Below are 17,796 nucleotides of genomic sequence, written 5' to 3' on the forward strand. Positions count from 1 at the left end.
TAGAAATTGACACAACTAATTCATAAGCCAAAACAATTAATAGTGTCTTTTATACTTCCGTATTATTTATTTAGCGAATATTTTACATCTTCACCTTAATCAGGTTGGAGTATTGTAAAATCTAGTCTTTAATTCGCTAACACCCTTTTATTTCTCAGGATAAAGTGGATAATACCGCCACAAAATAACATTACTAAGGTGAGTCCTTATGTCTATTGAAGCTACTCTGCTTGCGCGCTGCGAGTCAAAATGTGAACTGTGTTCTTCTGAATCTCAACTAACTGCATACGCTGTCCCACCTCACGGTAATGTGACGGTTGATACTGCCATCATGGTTTGTGATAAGTGTCTGGGTGAGATCGATGAGCCAAAAGACATTAACCACTGGCGTTGTCTAAACGAAAGCATGTGGAGCCAGGTTCCTGCTGTACAAGTGACTGCATGGCGCCAACTCACTCGCCTAAACACAGAAAGCTGGGCTCAAGATGCTCTTGACATGATGTACATGGAAGAAGAGCAAATGAACTGGGCAATGAAAGGGATGTCTGCTGACGATAAAACGGTTGACTGTAACGGCACTGAACTTAAGAAAGGTGACGATGTAACAGTAATTAAAGACCTACCAGTAAAAGGCACTAACCAAGTAATCAAACAAGGTACAGTGATTCGTGGTATTAGCCTTGGCGATGATCCAAAGCTAGTTTCGGGTAAGGCAAATGGTGGTCAGTCGATGTACGTGATCGCAGAATACTGCCGCAAGAAGTAATATCGCACTTCAGTCATGTCAAAACGGGGCACCAATGGTGCCCCGTTTTTCTATACAACACTTAATCTACTATCATGTCTACCTCCTCTAGAGTGTTTCTTTTCTAGGGCGTAGGTTGAGTAGGCATGTTTTACAAATAAAAAAATACCGGCTCATAGGCCGGTATTTCTTACACTATTTCAATATTAACGGTACATACCGATGTCTTTTTGAATATGTGCTGACAAGTCTTCTGCGTAGTAACTGCGTGGCGCAGTGTTATCTACAAATAGAATGTCCAGTAAGTGAGCAATCAGTCCTTTGAAGTTAACCGCGTAGGTTTTCTTATCCATAGAGGTTGGTAAAGCTACATTTGTCATTTGCATTGCTTGTGCCATGATTGCCTCTCTTTAAAAGCAGTAGTCTGTTTAGTTGGTTGTATATTAGTCAGTTTCTTATTGTTTAAGAAATGACAAATTTTACCCATTCAAATTAGAATTTCTAATAAAACAAACTCATTACAAAACTCAAAAATACAAATGAATAATAACGGCATAAATAATCACAATTGCTGTAATTACATTGAATAACTGAACATTACCTGCATAATCGCCCCTTAAGCAACAACATATATTTAACAATATTTTTCGTTATTTCTTTTGATTTTAGTGCTTACTTTATATTTTTTGATTAGTAATATTAACGCTAGTTTGACGCTTCGCTTTATTTTTTAGGAGTGATGCCACCACTGCCGATGTCATCACAACAACTAAAAATGTGAGAGACCATGTTGTCGGAATCTCATATTCTGTTCCAACCAATAGCATTTTTACCCCGATAAACATCATGATTACTGATAATGCTGGTTTTAAGTATACAAACTTGTCTAACATTGCTTGAAGAACAAAGTACAGCGATCGCAAACCCAATAATGCAAATACGTTCGCGGCTAAGACTAAAAATGGCTCTCGCGTTACCGCGAATATAGCTGGTATAGAATCCAACGCAAACATAACGTCCATTACTGCAATGACACCAACAACGATCAGCATCGGTGTTGCCACCCACTTACCAGCTTGCTTTAAGATTAAGTGATTTCCTTGGTAGTCATCTGTAACTGGCAATACCTTTCGAATCAACTGCTCCGGATATGGATTAACCTCTTCTGCTTCGCCTTTGTCGCGAGCTAGCTTAACACCTGTCCAAATAAGGAAAGCAGCAAATAAGTACAATACCCAGTGATACTGTGCAAGTAACTGAGCACCAACCGCAATCATGACAGCGCGTAAAACTAGCGCACCTATCACCCCCCAAAGCAATGCTCTCGGACGCAAGTGCTCCGGCACACTGTATTGTGCAAAGATGATGGCAAACACAAACAAGTTATCCACGCTTAGCGACTTCTCTAGTAAGTAACCAGTTAAGAATGAAATCGTTGCTTTGTCGTTCGTATAAGCGCTATGTGGCGCGTAAAAGTCCCAGAATAAATAAATAGAACCTGCAAAAACAAAGGCAAGCAAGAACCAAAAAACACTCCAAACGATGGCTTTTTTCATCGTGATAACGCCACCACGTGTTTGATAGATATCAAGCGTAACAAGAACAAGGGTAAATAAACCAAAAGCACCATACATCGCTAATGATTCTTGAAGAGGCACCGATTGGCTCAATTGGGTGGTATTTTCGATAAGAGACATATTTCCTCCCATGGCGGAAGGACTTCGTTTGGTGACCTTCCGCAGACAATAACAACCAACAGCCACATAACGATTATGTGCTGCTAGTCAATGAATGCGTTGGTCTCGTTGAAGTGTTGACGTGAATGAACCACGTAACACCTTTACTTACCGGATAAGCTGATGCTTAACGAGATGACGATAAGTAAACTTGCGCTAACTACTCCCCAAACGCCGACATAATAACGCCGAGCGTCAGGCTTTCCAACAAAAAAACCTTGTCTTATCGAAATAAAATTCTTATCAAAAATCAGGAAGCACTATAAAAAGAAAGAAATGGATTCAAACACCTGAACTATAGTAAACAGACAAAAAGCAGCAAATGGCTCAAGACAAACTCTTCATTAGTTAGGGCCCTAACGGGGAAGATAGATACAAAAAAGGAGCATTACTGCTCCCTTTTGTAACATCCACATTCTTAGCAATTCAAAAGCCGCTTAGAGGCACAAAGTAGACCAGTGTTGACCAAATTGCGATCCAGGCAACCACGACTGCCGTATCTGCCCAATCTTTATTCCACATACTGCCATCCTCATCAACCCATGTAGTAAGTGGAGAGCAGCAAAATCAATACCAATATCTATTATCGACGTCGCTTTGTGTAAAGTTTGTGACTTTGATTCAAACAGTTTGACTCATCGGTCAGGAGTTCAATAAAACAATCAGCCATGGACAAACTGGTCACACGCCCTTCTCCTTTCATCTCCTGCAATGCGTCGTACCCCTCTTTCCCTTTCATCGTATAGGCAGAAGAAGTCCCTCGATACCAAACATCATCTTGAACACCTACCCATTGTTTACCATCAAAAATCACTAATGATTGAACTCTTTCACCTTTTGGGGCATCTGCGTGGTACTCGAAGTTTAAATTGTAAGTGTACGGATAACTGCCAGATCCAGTGCCTTCTACGCCATTGTTGAGTGCATTATTTATCGCGCCTTCAAGTGCACGGCGAATAGCGCTGCCTTTTACATCGTAAAAGCCGATAGGAACGGCAAAAGGCAACAGCCGTCCGGCAATGTCTGCCACTGTGATGTTGCCAGGGTTCAAAGAGGTTCGCACGCCACCCGCATTATGAATTGCAAATTGAACGTCATATCCACGTTTGTTTAAACAGTGCAGAAATGATCGGGCAACGGAGGAAGCCAACTCACTCTCACCAAATTCATCGGGAATTCTCACATGACGCTTTTTGGTGTCAACACTAGCAATGACTTGTGACTGTAACTGCCTAACCTGAGGAATATATTTATCGCTCAGGATAGCTTGAGTTTCCGGGTGTTTCTTACAAACCACGACATTCGGTTGACCATGGATGAAGTCGCACGCGGTTTCGAATACACCTTGGTCGAGCTGTTGGTTTAGCGTCGAGTCCCAAAAAATACGTCGGCCAAGCAACAGTTCATTTTGTCCACTCAACATCGTTGCTTTACCGTGTTCATCAAACTCAATGACGCAGTGCCCCATTGTCAAAGCATGGAAACCCGCTTGCACCACATAGGTATCATTAATTTTGATACCGTAGGGATCGTCTTGTCCTAACCCTATTGATGAAAAATCACCTTGCAACCGGTGGCTGTGTCCACCAACAATTATACCAATACCTGCGACTTGCTCAGCTAACTCTAAATCACCTTCATAACCTAAGTGGCTCAGAAGAATAATATTTTTTATACCTGATGAATGGATTTGTTTTACGGTCGCCTTGGCGGTTTCAATTGCTGAGTGAAAAGGCGTGTCTGCATCAGGGTTTGCGATGTCGCTCATTTTATCTATGGATAATCCGAAAATCGCGACCCGCTCACCATGGAATTCTTTAACAATGTATTGAGCGCTCTGTGTATCCGGTTGGTAACTATATACATCCTTACAATCACTGATACGGTGAGGTTTTTTAAGTGATTCATTGGATAAATCCCAGTTGCCAGCAAGCAATGGGAACTGAGTACGTTGGCAAAACAATGCAACTGGCTCATTCCCCATATCTAATTCATGGTTACCTAACGCCATTGCATCAATCTTTAATGCGTTCAATAAGTCGGCATTGGCTTTGCCTTTAAATAGTGAGAAATACAGCGTACCTTGGAAGCAATCTCCGGCATGGAGGAACAACATCCCATGACCTTGGCGCTGAGCATCATCTCTTAACTGCTCGACTCGGGTTGCGATACGAGAAAAGCCGCCAGCACTGACATAAGGCTCTAGCGTGAGTTCATTGTTTATCTTAAGCTTTAACTGTAATGACGTTGGTTCAAAGTAGGAATGTGTGTCATTGATGTGTGCCAGTTTGATTCTCACTGGCTTATGATTGTTATTCATCTTCATCTTCTCTTTTTTCATTCCTTATAATAATAAGAAGTGAATCATGACAGAATCATGAATTTTATGAAACTGCGATTTAGGGTTTCATGTTTAAGTGATCACGATGCTGTCCCCCGGCTTTGAAAGCAAGCCTCGCTTGTAACGGTCTCTATTCAGTAAGAGGCTCTCGTAATTTTGTGAACTGAGCTTAACTCAAAAATTTCGAATTCATATATGCTTAGGAGTAGCAAAATAACTCTCGATAATTCAAATAATTGCAAGGAGGATTGAGATGAGACTAGAACGCATCGAAATCTCCGGGTTTAGAGGCATCAAACGCCTTTCACTCTCTTTTGACGAACTCACCACGCTTATCGGTGAAAACACGTGGGGCAAATCATCATTACTCGATGCCCTTTCCATCGCATTACCTGCCAATGGCTCATTGTATCAATTCAAACTGAAAGATTTTCACGTTGACTACTCAATTTCTCATCCACAAACACAACACTTACAGATCATTGTTTGTTTTAAAGCACAGGATAAAAACGAAGTAAAAGCGGGACGCTACAGACGCATAAAGCCTACATGGTGCACCAACGAAGATGGTGAGCAAGTCATTTACTATCGTATTAGTGCGTCTCGCGATGAGCACGGCATTAATACAGAGTACGCGTTTTTGGATCATAACGGCAAACCCAAAAAACTTCACCACTCAGAGAAACTCGCTATTGAGTTAATGACACTTCATCCTGTAATCCGACTACGTGACTCCCGACGCTTCCCAGATTTAAACCATGTCAACGGCGATGGTAAAAATGCTCGGATTGAAAAACGAATCAACAACACCTGTCGACGCTTATTGGCTATGCCTGGCCATGTAAATAAAGGTGAGATTCGTAGTAGCCTCGACTCAATGCAAACGCTTGTTGAACACTATTTTGCGTTCAGAAGTGTCAGTAAAGGTAACCCACGCAAACCTCGTGATGGTCTTTTCTATACAAGCCCTTCCTCTGATAAAGGTTTGAGTCAGTTCTTGAAAGAAACCAATGACAAACAAAGCCGTTTGCTTTTAATGGGGTTACTCAATGCCTATCTTCAAGCTAAGGGTCCCACCGATTTAAGGCGCTGTGCGAGACCAATACTGATCATTGAAGATCCAGAAGGTCGACTGCATCCAACTCATCTAGCGAGAGCGTGGTCCTTATTGCAATTGTTGCCAATGCAAAAGATATTAACCACCAACAGTGGCACGTTACTCGGTTCTGTTCCACTGTATTCAATTCGACGTTTAATTCGGCTATCAGACAGAACCATCGCTAAGAGTTTAAACTCAACAAAGTTTGGTCGAGATGAGCTGCGCCGAATTGGTTTCCATATTCGTTTTCATCGTTCAGGAGCATTATTTGCGCGGTGCTGGTTACTTGTTGAGGGCGAAACCGAAGTTTGGCTTTTTCATGAACTGGCTCGTCAATGCGGGTATGACTTGGCTGCCGAAGGGGTTCAAATCGTTGAGTTTGCTCAATCAGGTCTAAAATCACTCATCAAAGTAGCAAAAGAGTTTGGTATTGATTGGCATGTCGTTACCGATGGCGACCCAGCAGGGAAAAAGTACGCGCATGCAGTGCGAGCACAGCTCGACCATGATCAGGAAAGGCATCGACTTACGGAGTTACCCGACCGAGACATCGAGCACTTTCTGTACAACAATGGTTTTGAACTTTTCTTTAAGGACATCATCAAAGTTCCTCATGACCACCCTATCCCTGCTAAAAAAGTCGTAAATCGTGTTTTGAAAAAACATGCAAAACCGGACTTAGCTTTGGCTATTGTTTCTCATTGTGAAGAGAAAGGCATGGAGTGTATTCCTGTTCTTCTGCGCTGGACACTTAAACGCGTTGTTACCATGGCCAACGGCAATACATGAGTTAGACGTATTTTACACTCAGCGTATTGTCTTGTAATACAAAAAAAGCACACCAATTTGGTGTGCTTGTATCAAACATCATTAATTTTGATTAAGGGTATTGAGAGGGATAAAACTCAATACACAGTGGATACCAATAAGATCGGGGGTTCACTACTGTGCTTGCTCAGCAAGCGAAGAAGAAGTAGCGGTTGATTTCGTATGCAACCATAGCCCTGTCGCTTTCATTAGATAGCCAAACACACCACCTAGCAACAACGATGGAATGACAAGTTGCCAGTTTCCGTCAGCCGCAAATGTTGCGCATGAACCAATAAAAGTACCAGGGATGTACGCGAGCCAAGCCTGTTTAGCTTGAATACACATGAAGAATGCCACAATAGCGGTAATCACATAGCCAATAATTTCCAACCCCACGTAAGTGGAACCGTGAATAATTACCATTGCCCAGAATACGCCTGTCATATTGGTGATTAAGCTGATGCCTAGTCCTTTCAATCCGCTCGTTGGCGCTGCAAAGTAGCTCGTGCAACCTAAAAAACCAGCCCAAGAAAGCAAACCTAAAGAGATGGCGATCCAACCCCATACGCCAGATAAAATTCCAGTAGTGATAGAAATAGCTAAAAGTGTCGTCATGGTAGTCATACCTGCTCGGCTATTATCGTACCTATATGGTTCAATAACTGCCTTCATACATTGAAATCAAGGACACATGTTAGATACATCAGCTCAGCTTATCGGTGATACTGATCACAATAAGATATTATTATTTTCACAATTTACATTAAAAGTTTGACGCAACCGATAAATCAACAGATTTGGGGAATAAACCCAACTCATCTCGTAGGCATGTTTAATCAACCTTTAAAGAACTGAAGGCTTCCCTTTCATCATTCGCAGCCCCTCTCTTTTAATGCAGTCGACTAATGGGTTTTCTGCCATATCTGAGCGCCATATAAATGAAAGCGTCCTTTCCATTTTTAACTCAGGTACATTTAATGCCACAAGATGACCTGCTTCTATATATCGCTCTACATCTAAATACGGTAAGCAAGTAAGGTACTGACCATTAGCAACTAAACTACGTAACACCGGAACGTGTTCATACTCGCGCCACACATCCAAATCTTCAATAAGGTGGTGAATGGAACTATCAAATGTTTTTCGTGTGCCAGAGCCATGCTCTCTTAGTACCCACTTCGCTTGCTCTAACTGCGCAAGGCTAACAGACTGATTACGCGCAAAAGGATGATGAGAAGCTGCGACAACAGTAAGATGATCACGACACCATACTTCTTGGTGTAAACGGTTATCATCACAGCGCCCTTCAATAATCCCTAAGTCATACTTGTAATCTAATACCCCATCAATCACCCCTTTTGTACTTTGTACACCGAGGGAAATACGCATTTCTGGAAAGTCATTATCAATGATACTGATAAGGTCGGGAACTAAGTGCTCTGCTGGGGTTTGACTCGCTCCCATACGAATCTCACCGCTCAATAAATGTTGCTCATAGAAGCCCATTTCAATCTGCAATGCATCTTGTAGCAAGCGTTTTGCTTTTGGTCGTAACCACATCCCCCAATGGGTTAACGCCATTTGCTTGCCTTGCCTCTCAAACAACGGCCTGCCAAGCATCTTCTCTAATTGCGCAAGCGACATACTCGTCGCTGATTGTGTTAAAGCCAATTTTTCTGCGGCTTGGCTTACACTGCCGGTATCTGCAACTGCGTCGAAAACCGCTAATTGCTTAAGTGAGTAGCGCAAAGTGTCCTCCATTATTAGTGGGTATTTCCCAATCCCCACAATTGTTAAAGCATGCCCCAATAAGCAATAGAGTTCATTTTACCTAGCCCCGTAAAGTTATCAATTAATTTGATGAGGTTTCTAAATATTATCAATTTTACCTTACTAACCGTTCTCCCTATTCTGAGTACGCGGTTCGGGAACACCGCAAGCCTCAATGGTTTTGAAACCGAAGTCATTGAGGCTCTTAATAAAAACAACAATTTCATTTTTGAGTTAATAACCAAGGATTTTTTATGCGATTACAAATTAAGGAGTCAATATGGCGGTGACCAGTTCTCAAAATCACCAGTATTTTTCTCCAAAAGAGATGATGGTTGAAGCGGAAAAATTTGCGTTAAGTAAGGCAAACAAAACCAGCAGTATGACATTAAGCCTCGCGATTATGGCCGGCGCGTTCATCGGGTTAGCATTCTTGTTTTACATCACGGTGACCACCGGCAGTACGGGCGCTGGTTGGGGCTTGAGCCGCCTAGCTGGTGGACTCGCATTTAGCATGGGATTGATCCTCATAGTGATCTGCGGTGGTGAATTATTTACCAGCTCCGTCCTATCCAGTATTTCTTGGGCCAATAAGCAAATCTCGTTCGGTAAGATGCTTTCGATCTGGGGCAAAGTTTACGTTGGTAACTTTATTGGTGCGATGTTCCTACTTGCGCTGGTTACTGCTGCTGGTCTTTATCAGATGGATAGCGGTCAATGGGGATTAAATGCGCTTAACATCGCACAACACAAACTTCACCACACTCTCATTCAAGCGTTTGCACTCGGCATTCTCTGTAACCTATTGGTCTGCCTAGCGATTTGGCTAACATTTAGTTCTGCAAATGCAATGACAAAAGCAGCAATGACAATTTTGCCTGTGGCAATGTTTGTCAGCAGCGGTTTTGAGCACTGTGTTGCGAACATGTTTATGGTTCCACTTGGTATTGTTATCGCGAATTTTGCACCTGAATCTTTTTGGGCATCTGTCGGTATGCCTGCGTCACAATACGCAGACCTAAACATTAGCCACTTTATTACCGCTAACTTAATTCCTGTCACGCTTGGCAACATCGTCGGCGGAGCGGTATTAGTTGGCCTTTCAAACTGGTGTATTTTTCGCCGACCAGAACTAAAAGCAGCGAATATTTCTTCTATCACTACAACTACAACACTGTCGTCAGTTAAGGATTTCACCATGAAAAATGCCTCTTTTGTTAAAGACATTATGAACCCAAAACCAATCACCATTCGTGCAGAAACGCCAATTGCAGCCGCGCTGGATGTGTTACTTGATAACAACGTAACTAGCGCACCTGTTGTAGACGTACAAAATCGATTAGTTGGCTTCTTCTCTGCTCACGATGTGATGGTAGAACTATGGTGTGAGGACTACATTCCGGTGAAAGACCAAAAAGTCGTCGACATCATGAGCAGAGATGTGGTCGCAATTGACGCTGATGATCGCCTCGTTGATGTTGTGGAATTCCTATGTATCGATAAAGAGCAGTTGTACCCAGCGAGCAGTATGGGTATCGCCACTCGCTTGACGTCTTTGTCTCTCGAAGAACGCGCTAAAAGTATCAAAGTAAGTAAGCCACAAGTGCTTCCTGTGCTTGAAAATGGGCAGATGGTCGGGGTGGTTACTCGTACTGAAGTATTAAAAGCACTACGCCCGATTTTTGGTGAGCGTTTAAACCTAGTGGAAAAAAGCGAGTTAGAAACAGCGTAATTCGCTAAACATTTACAACGTTTATTGGCTTTCAATCGCTATCACTGACGGGTTTATCGATGTTAGTGATGTGATTAAGATAATAAAAAAGCGCTCTTCAAGGAAGAGCGCTTTTAGTGTATCTAAAAGGAACTAATTACTTCTTAATACCTTCGATATGAAGTTCCATATCGACGTAGCTTGAAGCACCCATTACTGGGATGTCAAAGTCAGCAAGCTCTAGGCGAGTGTTGCCAACAAAGCCAGCGCGCTCGCCGCCCCATGGGTCACTACCAGCACCAACGAATTCAGCCTCAATAGTAATAGGCTTAGTAACACCGTGTAGCGTTAGATCACCAGTTACATCTAATTTGCCATTGCCTTTATCAACCACTTTTGTGCTCGTAAAGGTTGCTTCACTGTATTTACCAGCATCGATGAAATCACCACTACGAATGTGTTTGTCACGTTCAGCATGGTTTGAATCTAGGCTGGTTGTATCAACAACAACATTTACTTTTGAGTCAGCAATGTTGTTTTCATCAAAAGAAAAGTCACCAGAAAATGTATTGAAACGACCTTTGATGAAACTGTAACCCAAGTGGCTAACTTTAAAGTTGATTGAAGCGTGAGCACCTTTGGTATCGATGACATAATCTGCAGCTTGCGCACCAAATGGCAGTGCCATAGCGATAGCTAATCCTGTAGCGAAAAGTGACTTTTTCATTTTGAAGCTCCTAACATTTTTCTTAATGTGTTGTCTTTATCGATAAAGTGGTGTTTTAGTGCAGCAATAGCATGTAAACCTGCAATCAGGATGACTGCCCAAGCTGCATAGAAGTGAATCTCACCTGCAATATCTGATTGGCCTGGGAATAACTCTCCCGCTCCTGGCACGGTGAACCAATTAAACACTTCGATGCCGCGTCCATCAGACGTTGAAATGAGGTAACCTGAAACAAAGATGGTGACCAATAGTAGGTACATGACACCATGCGCTGCTTTAGCAGCAAGCACTTCGTAACGTTTGCCTTCTACCTTTGGTGACGCCGTCACATGTTTCCATACGATGCGTACCAAAGTTAAAATAGCGAGTAAAATACCGACAGAGCGATGGTAATGCGGCGCAGTTCGATACCATTCGCTGTAATAGCTAAGGTCGACCATCCACAAACCCACTGCAAATAGACCAATAATGCACAGCGCTGATAACCAATGCATCACGCGTGCAGTAAGGTTGTAATTCTTTACCAGTGTATCCATCTCAAGTTCCTAGATATATTCCTAAGTTAATGCTGAGCAAGAAACACTACATTAACCTATTTACGTCATATGAAACAGATTATTTACCATCATTTACATCCAGCCAATGGTACCGTATCTATCAAGTTGTTCGAATTTTTTGAAGGAACTTTAAATCGTTTGTAAAACTGAAACTTACAGCTTAATTTCTTGTTCTATCTCATACAGCTCTTCGGAAACTTCTAACATTCTGCGTTCAACCAGTAACTTAGCATCTTCAACACCCTTGTTATAATAAATTGGCCCTAGTTTTTCTGTAATAAAATCAATTAGAAACTCACTATCGAACTGGCCAATTTCAACATCTAGCTCGTCTTGCATGTAATCTTGAATGGCGGTGGCCAACGCCTCTTTTTGTGCGCGCTCTAGCTTTATCATTTTTTCCCTTTCAAATTTTTGTTCAACTTCTGATTCTTTCGTGTTGTTCTATTAAAGATTAGACACGGTCATTTGTGAGAAATTTGGTGTTTAGATCAAGAAGTTGCCGAAGTAAATTAGTCTATTCTCAAAAGACTATGCTAACCTTTTGCAGTTCGTTTTGTAATTATTAAGGGATATTCTTTGCTACTCGACCTAGTTATTCAAAGTGTTAATGATTTTCAAGACGACTGTCTTAAGCTGTGTGAAAAGCATTACCCTGCGGTGCATAACCAAGGCATGAGTGAGCATCATCTTGGTCTCGCGTTTTCAAGAAGGATGGAACATACTTTTCGTCACTTTGGATACAACTGCGTGATAAAGCCAATCGAAGTGTTGGATTCTCCAGACCTTCCCCATCACTATCGAATTTCATCCGACATTGGCACTGTCTGGGTTCTGAGTCACCATATGGTCAGTGCCGGAAAATCTTGCCGGGAAAACTTACTCTCATCAATTACGGAATGGCAGAGTGAATATGGCTATGCCTTACAGCCTAATGACCTACTCTTTTTGGTTTGCGATCATTGGATAAGTCGCAGCAAAACGAGCCGAGAATTGCTTCATTGGTGGATGGGTGAACTACCCGATCAGATCAACGAATACACAGAACAAGGAATCACACTGTACACCAGCGAGTCGCAACTCACGCAATCGTTGGACACTCGATTCGGTATTAGCCCTTGTTACATTAAGTTTGGGCATCCTTTACGGCGTTCGAACAAACAGCAGTTGGTCAGAAAATATTTGCAGTTGTATGCCGTACTGCAATGGTAGCATCAAATTGAAGTGCTGAGATTATCAATTATTTCATCAATTTGTTTGATATCACTCGACAAACCTACCCATCCATTACCATCGTTCTTGCTTGAGTTAATGAGCACACTTAGATTCATTGCCAATGAAATAGAAAAATTAGCGCGATAACGCTGATGTTGAGACATTGATTTAGGTTGTGGTAACAATGATGAGCATCTCGCAACTACTTAGTTGCATCCGGAAACAAGCCGACGGGCAGTATATTGCGAAATACGCGAACTTCACTCTCCGCAGTGTCTTTCAACCCATATATAAGAACGATATTTCCATCGTTGGCCTTGAAGCACTGGTAAGAATTAGCAATGCCAATGGCACCATGGTTAGGCCAGATCAGTTTTTCCAATCCAAAGCGACTCCCACTCAAGATTTGCTCAACGTTGAACGCTTAAGTCGCCTAATCCATATCAAAAATTTCTCTCAGTCTCGCTTTCACACAAAACAATTGTTTCTCAATGTATTACCGGTAGCGGCAGAGATACTAGTTAAAGACATCACTTATAACCGACTGCTAAAACAAACCATTTATGAATCGCATTTGATGAATGAACAAATCGTCATGGAGTTACTTGAATTGAAGGTGGAGGATGAACTCTCTTTGTCTCAAGCTGCTCGGGAGTTAAGTCTTGAAGGATTTAAATTAGCGATTGACGATTATGGCGTCAATGCATCGACAACTGAGCGAGTGAGAAGCGTTTGCCCAGATATAATCAAGATGGATCGCTCTTTATTGCTAAGGTATGAAAACGGTGATTTTAAAGCGCTTAACGATGCATTATCACTCGCAAAAGCGTTATGCTCTAAAACCGTTATCGAAGGAATTGAAACCGAGCATCAACTTCGCTTAATGAAAAAGCTCGGTTTCGATATGTATCAAGGGTACCTACTTGCTATCCCCCAAACGTTAGACGCCTATGAAGAGGCAAAAACAGCCTGACTATGTAAGAGCAAAAGTTTGCGCGGTTTAGCGAGAGCTACGTGATTTACCACGATTCTTATGAATCGCCAATTTTGCTTTTAGCTTACGCTTCTCAGATGAACGACTACGACGACGCCCACCCCCATTTTGTTCAGGCTCAACTTCTTCTACAAGACTTGGTTCGAAACCTGCCAGCCATTCTTGGGGTAAGCGTTGATCAAGCAGATTCTCGATAGCTTGCAACAAGTACTCCTCATCTCTACTCATCAGAGAAACCGCCAAACCTGACTTTCCTGCTCTTCCAGTGCGGCCAATTCGATGGACATAATCTTCTGCTTTGAATGGCATATCAAAGTTCACGACTTGTTCTAGCTCTTGAATGTCTAACCCTCGTGCTGCCACATCGGTTGCAATCAAAGCACGTACCTTACCTTGTTTAAATTCATCCAAAGCTCTTTGGCGGGCACCTTGTGATTTATCGCCGTTGATAGAAACCGCTTTGATGCCATCTAACTTGAGCTCTTTCGCTAACTCATCACTGCCTTGCTTCGTTTTTGTAAATACAAGCACTTGCTGCCAATTCCGCGAGCCAATTAAGTACGCTAGCAATTCACGTTTCCGTTTTTTATCCACTGGATAAACCATTTGTGTTACCGTTTCAGCAGTCGTATTTGCTGGTGAAACTTCGACTTCAACTGGCGATTCCATGAGTTTATACGCAATAGTTTTGATTCGCTTCTCAAATGTCGCAGAGAACAATAGGATCTGTTTCTCTGCAGGTAAACGTCGGAAGATGCGCTGCAAGTCAGGCCAAAATCCCATATCTAACATACGGTCGGCTTCGTCTAACACGAGCATACCGGTTTTAGAGATGTTTACGTTACCATTAAACAGGTGATCCAAAAGGCGGCCTGGCGTGGCAATCAAAATATCAGCGCCCTCTTCTAACTTTCTCTTTTGTACGCCAATGCTTGTACCACCATAAACACACACAATGCGAAGTTCTGTTTCTGCCGAGTACTGATTCAAATTATCAAATACCTGCTGTGCAAGCTCGCGTGTTGGAACCAAAATCAATGCTTGAGGTGTGCCGTTAAGTTTCTTTTGCTGAACGGTTTGTATGATAGGTAAACCAAACGCAGCCGTTTTTCCCGTACCAGTTTGTGCAGCAGCAAGTAAGTTTTTTCCTGCAAGGACGTGTGGAATTGACTTTTCTTGCACTGGTGTTGGCGTCACGATATTTAGATTGCCTAGCGTCTCGATTAGCTTTTGTTCGGTGCCTAAATCAGCAAAATTAACAGACATGTGTAACCTCATTATTTTTGGAGCGCAGAGTTTACCAGAGCCCCTAAAGCCATACTACTTTTCTGTCTCATTGAGTTGAGTCATTAAGCTGTTGCTGAAAATCATACGACTGGCGCAAAACATCTCGATAAAGTGACGAGAACTTCTCTTCTAATTCGGTGTAATCACTTTCAATCACTTTAAATGTTGTGGTTAAGTCTGCCATCCTAGGACTTCTTTGCGACATCCGATGTAGTGCAAATTCTATATTGTCTAGATCTTGATAGGATTGAAGCCATCGGCCATGCCACATTCTGCTGTGGAGCACCAAAAAACGTGGCGGCAAATGTTCATGAACCTCTCGGTTTACTCTCTCGTATGCCGTTTGGACAAAGTGTTCGAGAGGCTCGGAATGAAAGTCGTTCCAGTGTTTTGCGAGGCAATGATCCCAAAACATATCCAAAGCGATAGGTGCAAAACGTCGCGCAACACCAGTGAAATGAGGCTTACATTCGTTGACGATTGGATGATGATCAGTAATACGGTCAACAAATCTATGTAATCTGATGCCGTTTGAGATATCGCGCTCATACAGCTTGCTTGGATCTCCTTTTACGAAGTCTCCAAGCAAGTTTCCCAATAAATGGCTGTTACTGTGATCTGCGATATGCAGGTGGGCTAGAAAGTTCATTCGACGCCAGTTTTGGCCTCTAGGGCTTGGTGTGACATGAACCTAGTATAACGTCAATTACGACGAGATGAGAGTGTTCCGCTATTCGGCTTCGTTGTCTGAGCCAACGTATTCCGACAAGATAATGCCAATTTCAAGCGCATCTAGCAGCTCTAGGCTCTCATCGTTTTGGTATTGGTCGCTCATTGTGACCTCCTTTATTTTAAGCTCTCTTGCTTTTACTTGCTGACGGCCTGACTCTTGCCATATCCACATCAGCAACTCCTTTTTATAGTCTTTATATGACACATTCATGACAGCGAGAAGTAAAGATTTAAAAACCTATGAGCATAATCAAAAGTAAACGATTGCAATTAGGTTTCATATCCGCTTAACACTTTAGAGAAATGACTCTTTTATCAACATTCATGTCAATTTAAAGATATAACATACTGTTATAGGCGTCCTTAGATCTCATTTCTTAAACTAAATTTAGTATTCGTTACATATTTTGCTGATTAACTTCGCATATTTTGTTTCGATATAGCAATAGATTTGGTCAATATCTTTTATCTCTAATGGAGCTTTAAATGAGAGAAGTTGAGTTTAGAACGATAGACAGGCTGTTTATCAAGATGTCTATCAACGACAAAATGTGGGTTATATTCCTACTGTTTTTAGTAGCCCTCACTTCAGTGGCTGGAAGCCGCTACTTCAATGAAATACAACAATTTGAGCAGCAAGCCATCTCGGCGAGCGAAGCGAAGCTTTCTGGTATCGTTGATGCTCAATCAAACCGCGCTACAGAAATTGACGGCGTATCGAAATCGAACCGCGTAAGCGAGAGTTCTTTTGTCGATGGGTCTGTGACCGCTTATGCCAAGTTGCATTCTGGAGAAGTGATTAAGCTGACTCAAAATGTGTCCACACAATACGAATCGTTAAAATCATCAGCTCTATCGTCACTATTACTCAGCTTCTTATGGGTTATTCCTTTTGCCCTATTCTCTTACTGGGTGGCAACGTTTATCGGAGGAGCTCTGTGGGTTTTATATACAACAACCGAAAAAATTGGTGACGGTGACTTAACCTCTCGTCTTGGTTTCCATCCTGGTCGAGATGAATTCGGTACCATCGGCTGTGCGCTAGACAAGTCTATGGATACCTTAAGTGAACTGGTTAATAGTGTTAAAAATAATGCAACGATGTTGAGCGAGACATCTTCTGCATTCGAAAAAGATATGCAGTTGAGTGAAACCCAGATATCTCATCAATATCAAACGCTTGATTCAGTCGCGACGGCAATGGAAGAAATGACAGCCTCTGCAAAGGAGGTATCAAGTATTTCTCAACAAGCAACGACGCAGTCAGACCAAGATGCCCAGAAGATCGAACTAAGCAGAAGCCGTGTACAAAACGTGATTGGCGAGATAGAGACGTTATCTAGCTATATTGAACAAGCCTCTACGTCAGTAACCAATTTAAACGAGAATACGACGCAGATTAATGACGTGATCACAACGATTAACGCCATTTCAGAACAAACTAATCTGTTGGCACTAAACGCAGCAATCGAAGCAGCCCGTGCTGGTGAACAAGGTCGTGGATTTGCAGTGGTTGCCGATGAAGTACGTACATTAGCAAGCAGAACTCAACAGGCAACAGTAGAGATCCAAGCCATGATTGAGAAGCTTCAAATTGAGAGCCAGAACATTGCTTCAATCACCAACCGAACCGTTCAGCAAGCTCAAACCAGCAGCCAGCTTATTGATGAAATCGGCCATGATGTTACCTCTATTGCCGAGTCAGCACGCTCATTAATGGACATGAGCATTCAGATTTCCACATCTGCTGAAGAACAAAGCGCAGTTGCTAACGATATTGCATCGGAACTTTCAGAAATTCGTAGTCAATCAAGCACAATCAGAGAAGTGGCGGAGCAATCTACCGCTGGCGTCGCTAATCTCACGCAAGCCTCCGTTTCTCTTGGTGAGATATTACAACGCTACCGCACCGCATAACATTGTGGAACTTATGATCAACAAGGGCTCCTTAAGGAGCCCTTTTCTTTAAACCGTGTTCAACTATTACCTTCGATATTTTCTACGACATCCAAGTGGATATTTGAAGTGAATCTCAAGTTCTCGCTGTACCCGATGAAATAATGTTCTTAAAC

At 42.3% G+C, this 17,796-nt stretch carries 17 protein-coding genes; 6 read left to right on the top strand and 11 right to left on the bottom strand.

Annotated elements, in window-relative coordinates; translation table 11 throughout:
- Positions 1-208: 208 nt before the first annotated feature.
- On the top strand, positions 209-766 hold the full coding sequence (locus R7P74_RS06055; RefSeq protein WP_005376350.1) for a PhnA domain-containing protein: 558 nt from the start codon (positions 209-211) through the stop codon (positions 764-766).
- Between the two features lie 185 nt (positions 767-951).
- Here R7P74_RS06055 and R7P74_RS06060 read toward each other — a convergent pair whose 3' ends face one another.
- From R7P74_RS06060 to R7P74_RS06070, 3 genes are all read right to left on the bottom strand, one after another.
- On the bottom strand, positions 952-1,143 hold the full coding sequence (locus R7P74_RS06060; protein WP_005376351.1) for a hypothetical protein: 192 nt from the start codon (positions 1,141-1,143) through the stop codon (positions 952-954).
- 279 nt (positions 1,144-1,422) lie between these two features.
- Entirely contained in the window at positions 1,423-2,442 is a 1,020-nt protein-coding gene (locus tag R7P74_RS06065) for a TerC/Alx family metal homeostasis membrane protein (RefSeq protein WP_064354768.1), read from the bottom strand.
- 622 nt (positions 2,443-3,064) lie between these two features.
- Positions 3,065-4,807, bottom strand: a complete 1,743-nt coding sequence (locus R7P74_RS06070; protein WP_213874222.1) for a bifunctional metallophosphatase/5'-nucleotidase — start codon at positions 4,805-4,807, stop codon at positions 3,065-3,067.
- Between the two features lie 268 nt (positions 4,808-5,075).
- Between R7P74_RS06070 and R7P74_RS06075 the strand changes: the two genes are divergently transcribed.
- Positions 5,076-6,710, top strand: coding sequence for an ATP-dependent endonuclease (locus tag R7P74_RS06075; protein ID WP_047103581.1), 1,635 nt, complete (start codon positions 5,076-5,078; stop codon positions 6,708-6,710).
- Positions 6,711-6,863: 153 nt separating this feature from the next.
- On the opposite strand, the gene R7P74_RS06080 is transcribed toward R7P74_RS06075, so the two are convergent.
- Positions 6,864-7,346 carry a DUF1097 domain-containing protein gene (locus R7P74_RS06080; protein WP_017634175.1) on the bottom strand — a complete coding sequence of 161 codons (483 nt, stop codon included), beginning with the start codon at positions 7,344-7,346 and terminating at the stop codon, positions 6,864-6,866.
- A gap of 228 nt (positions 7,347-7,574) precedes the next feature.
- Positions 7,575-8,480 carry a LysR substrate-binding domain-containing protein gene (locus R7P74_RS06085; protein WP_005376369.1) on the bottom strand — a complete coding sequence of 302 codons (906 nt, stop codon included), beginning with the start codon at positions 8,478-8,480 and terminating at the stop codon, positions 7,575-7,577.
- A 301-nt stretch (positions 8,481-8,781) separates the two neighbouring features.
- On the opposite strand from R7P74_RS06085, the gene focA reads away from it, so the two are divergent.
- Complete coding sequence (focA, locus tag R7P74_RS06090; protein WP_262634069.1) at positions 8,782-10,233, top strand: formate transporter FocA; 1,452 nt, start codon at positions 8,782-8,784, stop codon at positions 10,231-10,233.
- Positions 10,234-10,369: 136 nt separating this feature from the next.
- Here the strand turns inward: focA and R7P74_RS06095 are convergent, their stop codons facing one another.
- The 3 genes from R7P74_RS06095 to R7P74_RS06105 all read right to left on the bottom strand — a co-directional run bounded on the left by R7P74_RS06095 (position 10,370) and on the right by R7P74_RS06105 (position 11,892).
- Positions 10,370-10,939 carry a YceI family protein gene (locus R7P74_RS06095; RefSeq protein ID WP_017634178.1) on the bottom strand — a complete coding sequence of 190 codons (570 nt, stop codon included), beginning with the start codon at positions 10,937-10,939 and terminating at the stop codon, positions 10,370-10,372.
- The gene (locus R7P74_RS06100; protein WP_042520838.1) at positions 10,936-11,475 is read right to left on the bottom strand and encodes a cytochrome b; all 540 of its coding nucleotides are present in this window, start codon (positions 11,473-11,475) and stop codon (positions 10,936-10,938) included. The genes R7P74_RS06095 and R7P74_RS06100 overlap by 4 nt, the downstream gene beginning before the upstream one ends.
- Before the next feature lie 174 nt (positions 11,476-11,649).
- The gene (locus tag R7P74_RS06105) at positions 11,650-11,892 is read right to left on the bottom strand and encodes a DUF2164 domain-containing protein (protein WP_042520836.1); all 243 of its coding nucleotides are present in this window, start codon (positions 11,890-11,892) and stop codon (positions 11,650-11,652) included.
- 183 nt (positions 11,893-12,075) lie between these two features.
- Between R7P74_RS06105 and R7P74_RS06110 the strand changes: the two genes are divergently transcribed.
- Together R7P74_RS06110 and R7P74_RS06115 are read left to right on the top strand one after the other, a co-directional pair.
- A complete protein-coding gene (locus R7P74_RS06110) occupies positions 12,076-12,708 on the top strand; it encodes a hypothetical protein (protein WP_005376385.1) in 633 nt (210 codons plus the stop codon).
- Between the two features lie 187 nt (positions 12,709-12,895).
- Positions 12,896-13,684 carry an EAL domain-containing protein gene (locus R7P74_RS06115; RefSeq protein ID WP_258645169.1) on the top strand — a complete coding sequence of 263 codons (789 nt, stop codon included), beginning with the start codon at positions 12,896-12,898 and terminating at the stop codon, positions 13,682-13,684.
- A gap of 27 nt (positions 13,685-13,711) precedes the next feature.
- On the opposite strand, the gene R7P74_RS06120 is transcribed toward R7P74_RS06115, so the two are convergent.
- From R7P74_RS06120 to R7P74_RS06130, 3 genes are all read right to left on the bottom strand, one after another.
- Positions 13,712-14,971, bottom strand: a complete 1,260-nt coding sequence (locus R7P74_RS06120) for a DEAD/DEAH box helicase (protein WP_318122751.1) — start codon at positions 14,969-14,971, stop codon at positions 13,712-13,714.
- A gap of 67 nt (positions 14,972-15,038) precedes the next feature.
- Entirely contained in the window at positions 15,039-15,641 is a 603-nt protein-coding gene (locus R7P74_RS06125) for an acyl carrier protein phosphodiesterase (RefSeq protein WP_005376382.1), read from the bottom strand.
- A gap of 81 nt (positions 15,642-15,722) precedes the next feature.
- On the bottom strand, positions 15,723-15,896 hold the full coding sequence (locus tag R7P74_RS06130) for a hypothetical protein (protein ID WP_005376381.1): 174 nt from the start codon (positions 15,894-15,896) through the stop codon (positions 15,723-15,725).
- Between the two features lie 314 nt (positions 15,897-16,210).
- On the opposite strand from R7P74_RS06130, the gene R7P74_RS06135 reads away from it, so the two are divergent.
- Positions 16,211-17,641 carry a methyl-accepting chemotaxis protein gene (locus R7P74_RS06135; RefSeq protein ID WP_005376380.1) on the top strand — a complete coding sequence of 477 codons (1,431 nt, stop codon included), beginning with the start codon at positions 16,211-16,213 and terminating at the stop codon, positions 17,639-17,641.
- The last annotated feature ends 155 nt before the right edge of the window (positions 17,642-17,796 follow it).

It is taken from the genome of Vibrio sp. 2033 (assembly GCF_033339735.1).

Coding starts and splice junctions, on each gene's coding strand:
- R7P74_RS06055 (WP_005376350.1), top strand. CDS start 209: ATGTCTATTGAAGCTACTCTGCTTGCGCGCTGCGAGTCAAAATGTGAA.
- R7P74_RS06060 (WP_005376351.1), bottom strand. CDS start 1,143: ATGGCACAAGCAATGCAAATGACAAATGTAGCTTTACCAACCTCTATG.
- R7P74_RS06065 (WP_064354768.1), bottom strand. CDS start 2,442: ATGTCTCTTATCGAAAATACCACCCAATTGAGCCAATCGGTGCCTCTT.
- R7P74_RS06070 (WP_213874222.1), bottom strand. CDS start 4,807: ATGAAGATGAATAACAATCATAAGCCAGTGAGAATCAAACTGGCACAC.
- R7P74_RS06075 (WP_047103581.1), top strand. CDS start 5,076: ATGAGACTAGAACGCATCGAAATCTCCGGGTTTAGAGGCATCAAACGC.
- R7P74_RS06080 (WP_017634175.1), bottom strand. CDS start 7,346: ATGACGACACTTTTAGCTATTTCTATCACTACTGGAATTTTATCTGGC.
- focA (WP_262634069.1), top strand. CDS start 8,782: ATGGCGGTGACCAGTTCTCAAAATCACCAGTATTTTTCTCCAAAAGAG.
- R7P74_RS06095 (WP_017634178.1), bottom strand. CDS start 10,939: ATGAAAAAGTCACTTTTCGCTACAGGATTAGCTATCGCTATGGCACTG.
- R7P74_RS06100 (WP_042520838.1), bottom strand. CDS start 11,475: ATGGATACACTGGTAAAGAATTACAACCTTACTGCACGCGTGATGCAT.
- R7P74_RS06105 (WP_042520836.1), bottom strand. CDS start 11,892: ATGATAAAGCTAGAGCGCGCACAAAAAGAGGCGTTGGCCACCGCCATT.
- R7P74_RS06115 (WP_258645169.1), top strand. CDS start 12,896: ATGATGAGCATCTCGCAACTACTTAGTTGCATCCGGAAACAAGCCGAC.
- R7P74_RS06120 (WP_318122751.1), bottom strand. CDS start 14,971: ATGTCTGTTAATTTTGCTGATTTAGGCACCGAACAAAAGCTAATCGAG.
- R7P74_RS06125 (WP_005376382.1), bottom strand. CDS start 15,641: ATGAACTTTCTAGCCCACCTGCATATCGCAGATCACAGTAACAGCCAT.
- R7P74_RS06130 (WP_005376381.1), bottom strand. CDS start 15,896: ATGTGGATATGGCAAGAGTCAGGCCGTCAGCAAGTAAAAGCAAGAGAG.
- R7P74_RS06135 (WP_005376380.1), top strand. CDS start 16,211: ATGAGAGAAGTTGAGTTTAGAACGATAGACAGGCTGTTTATCAAGATG.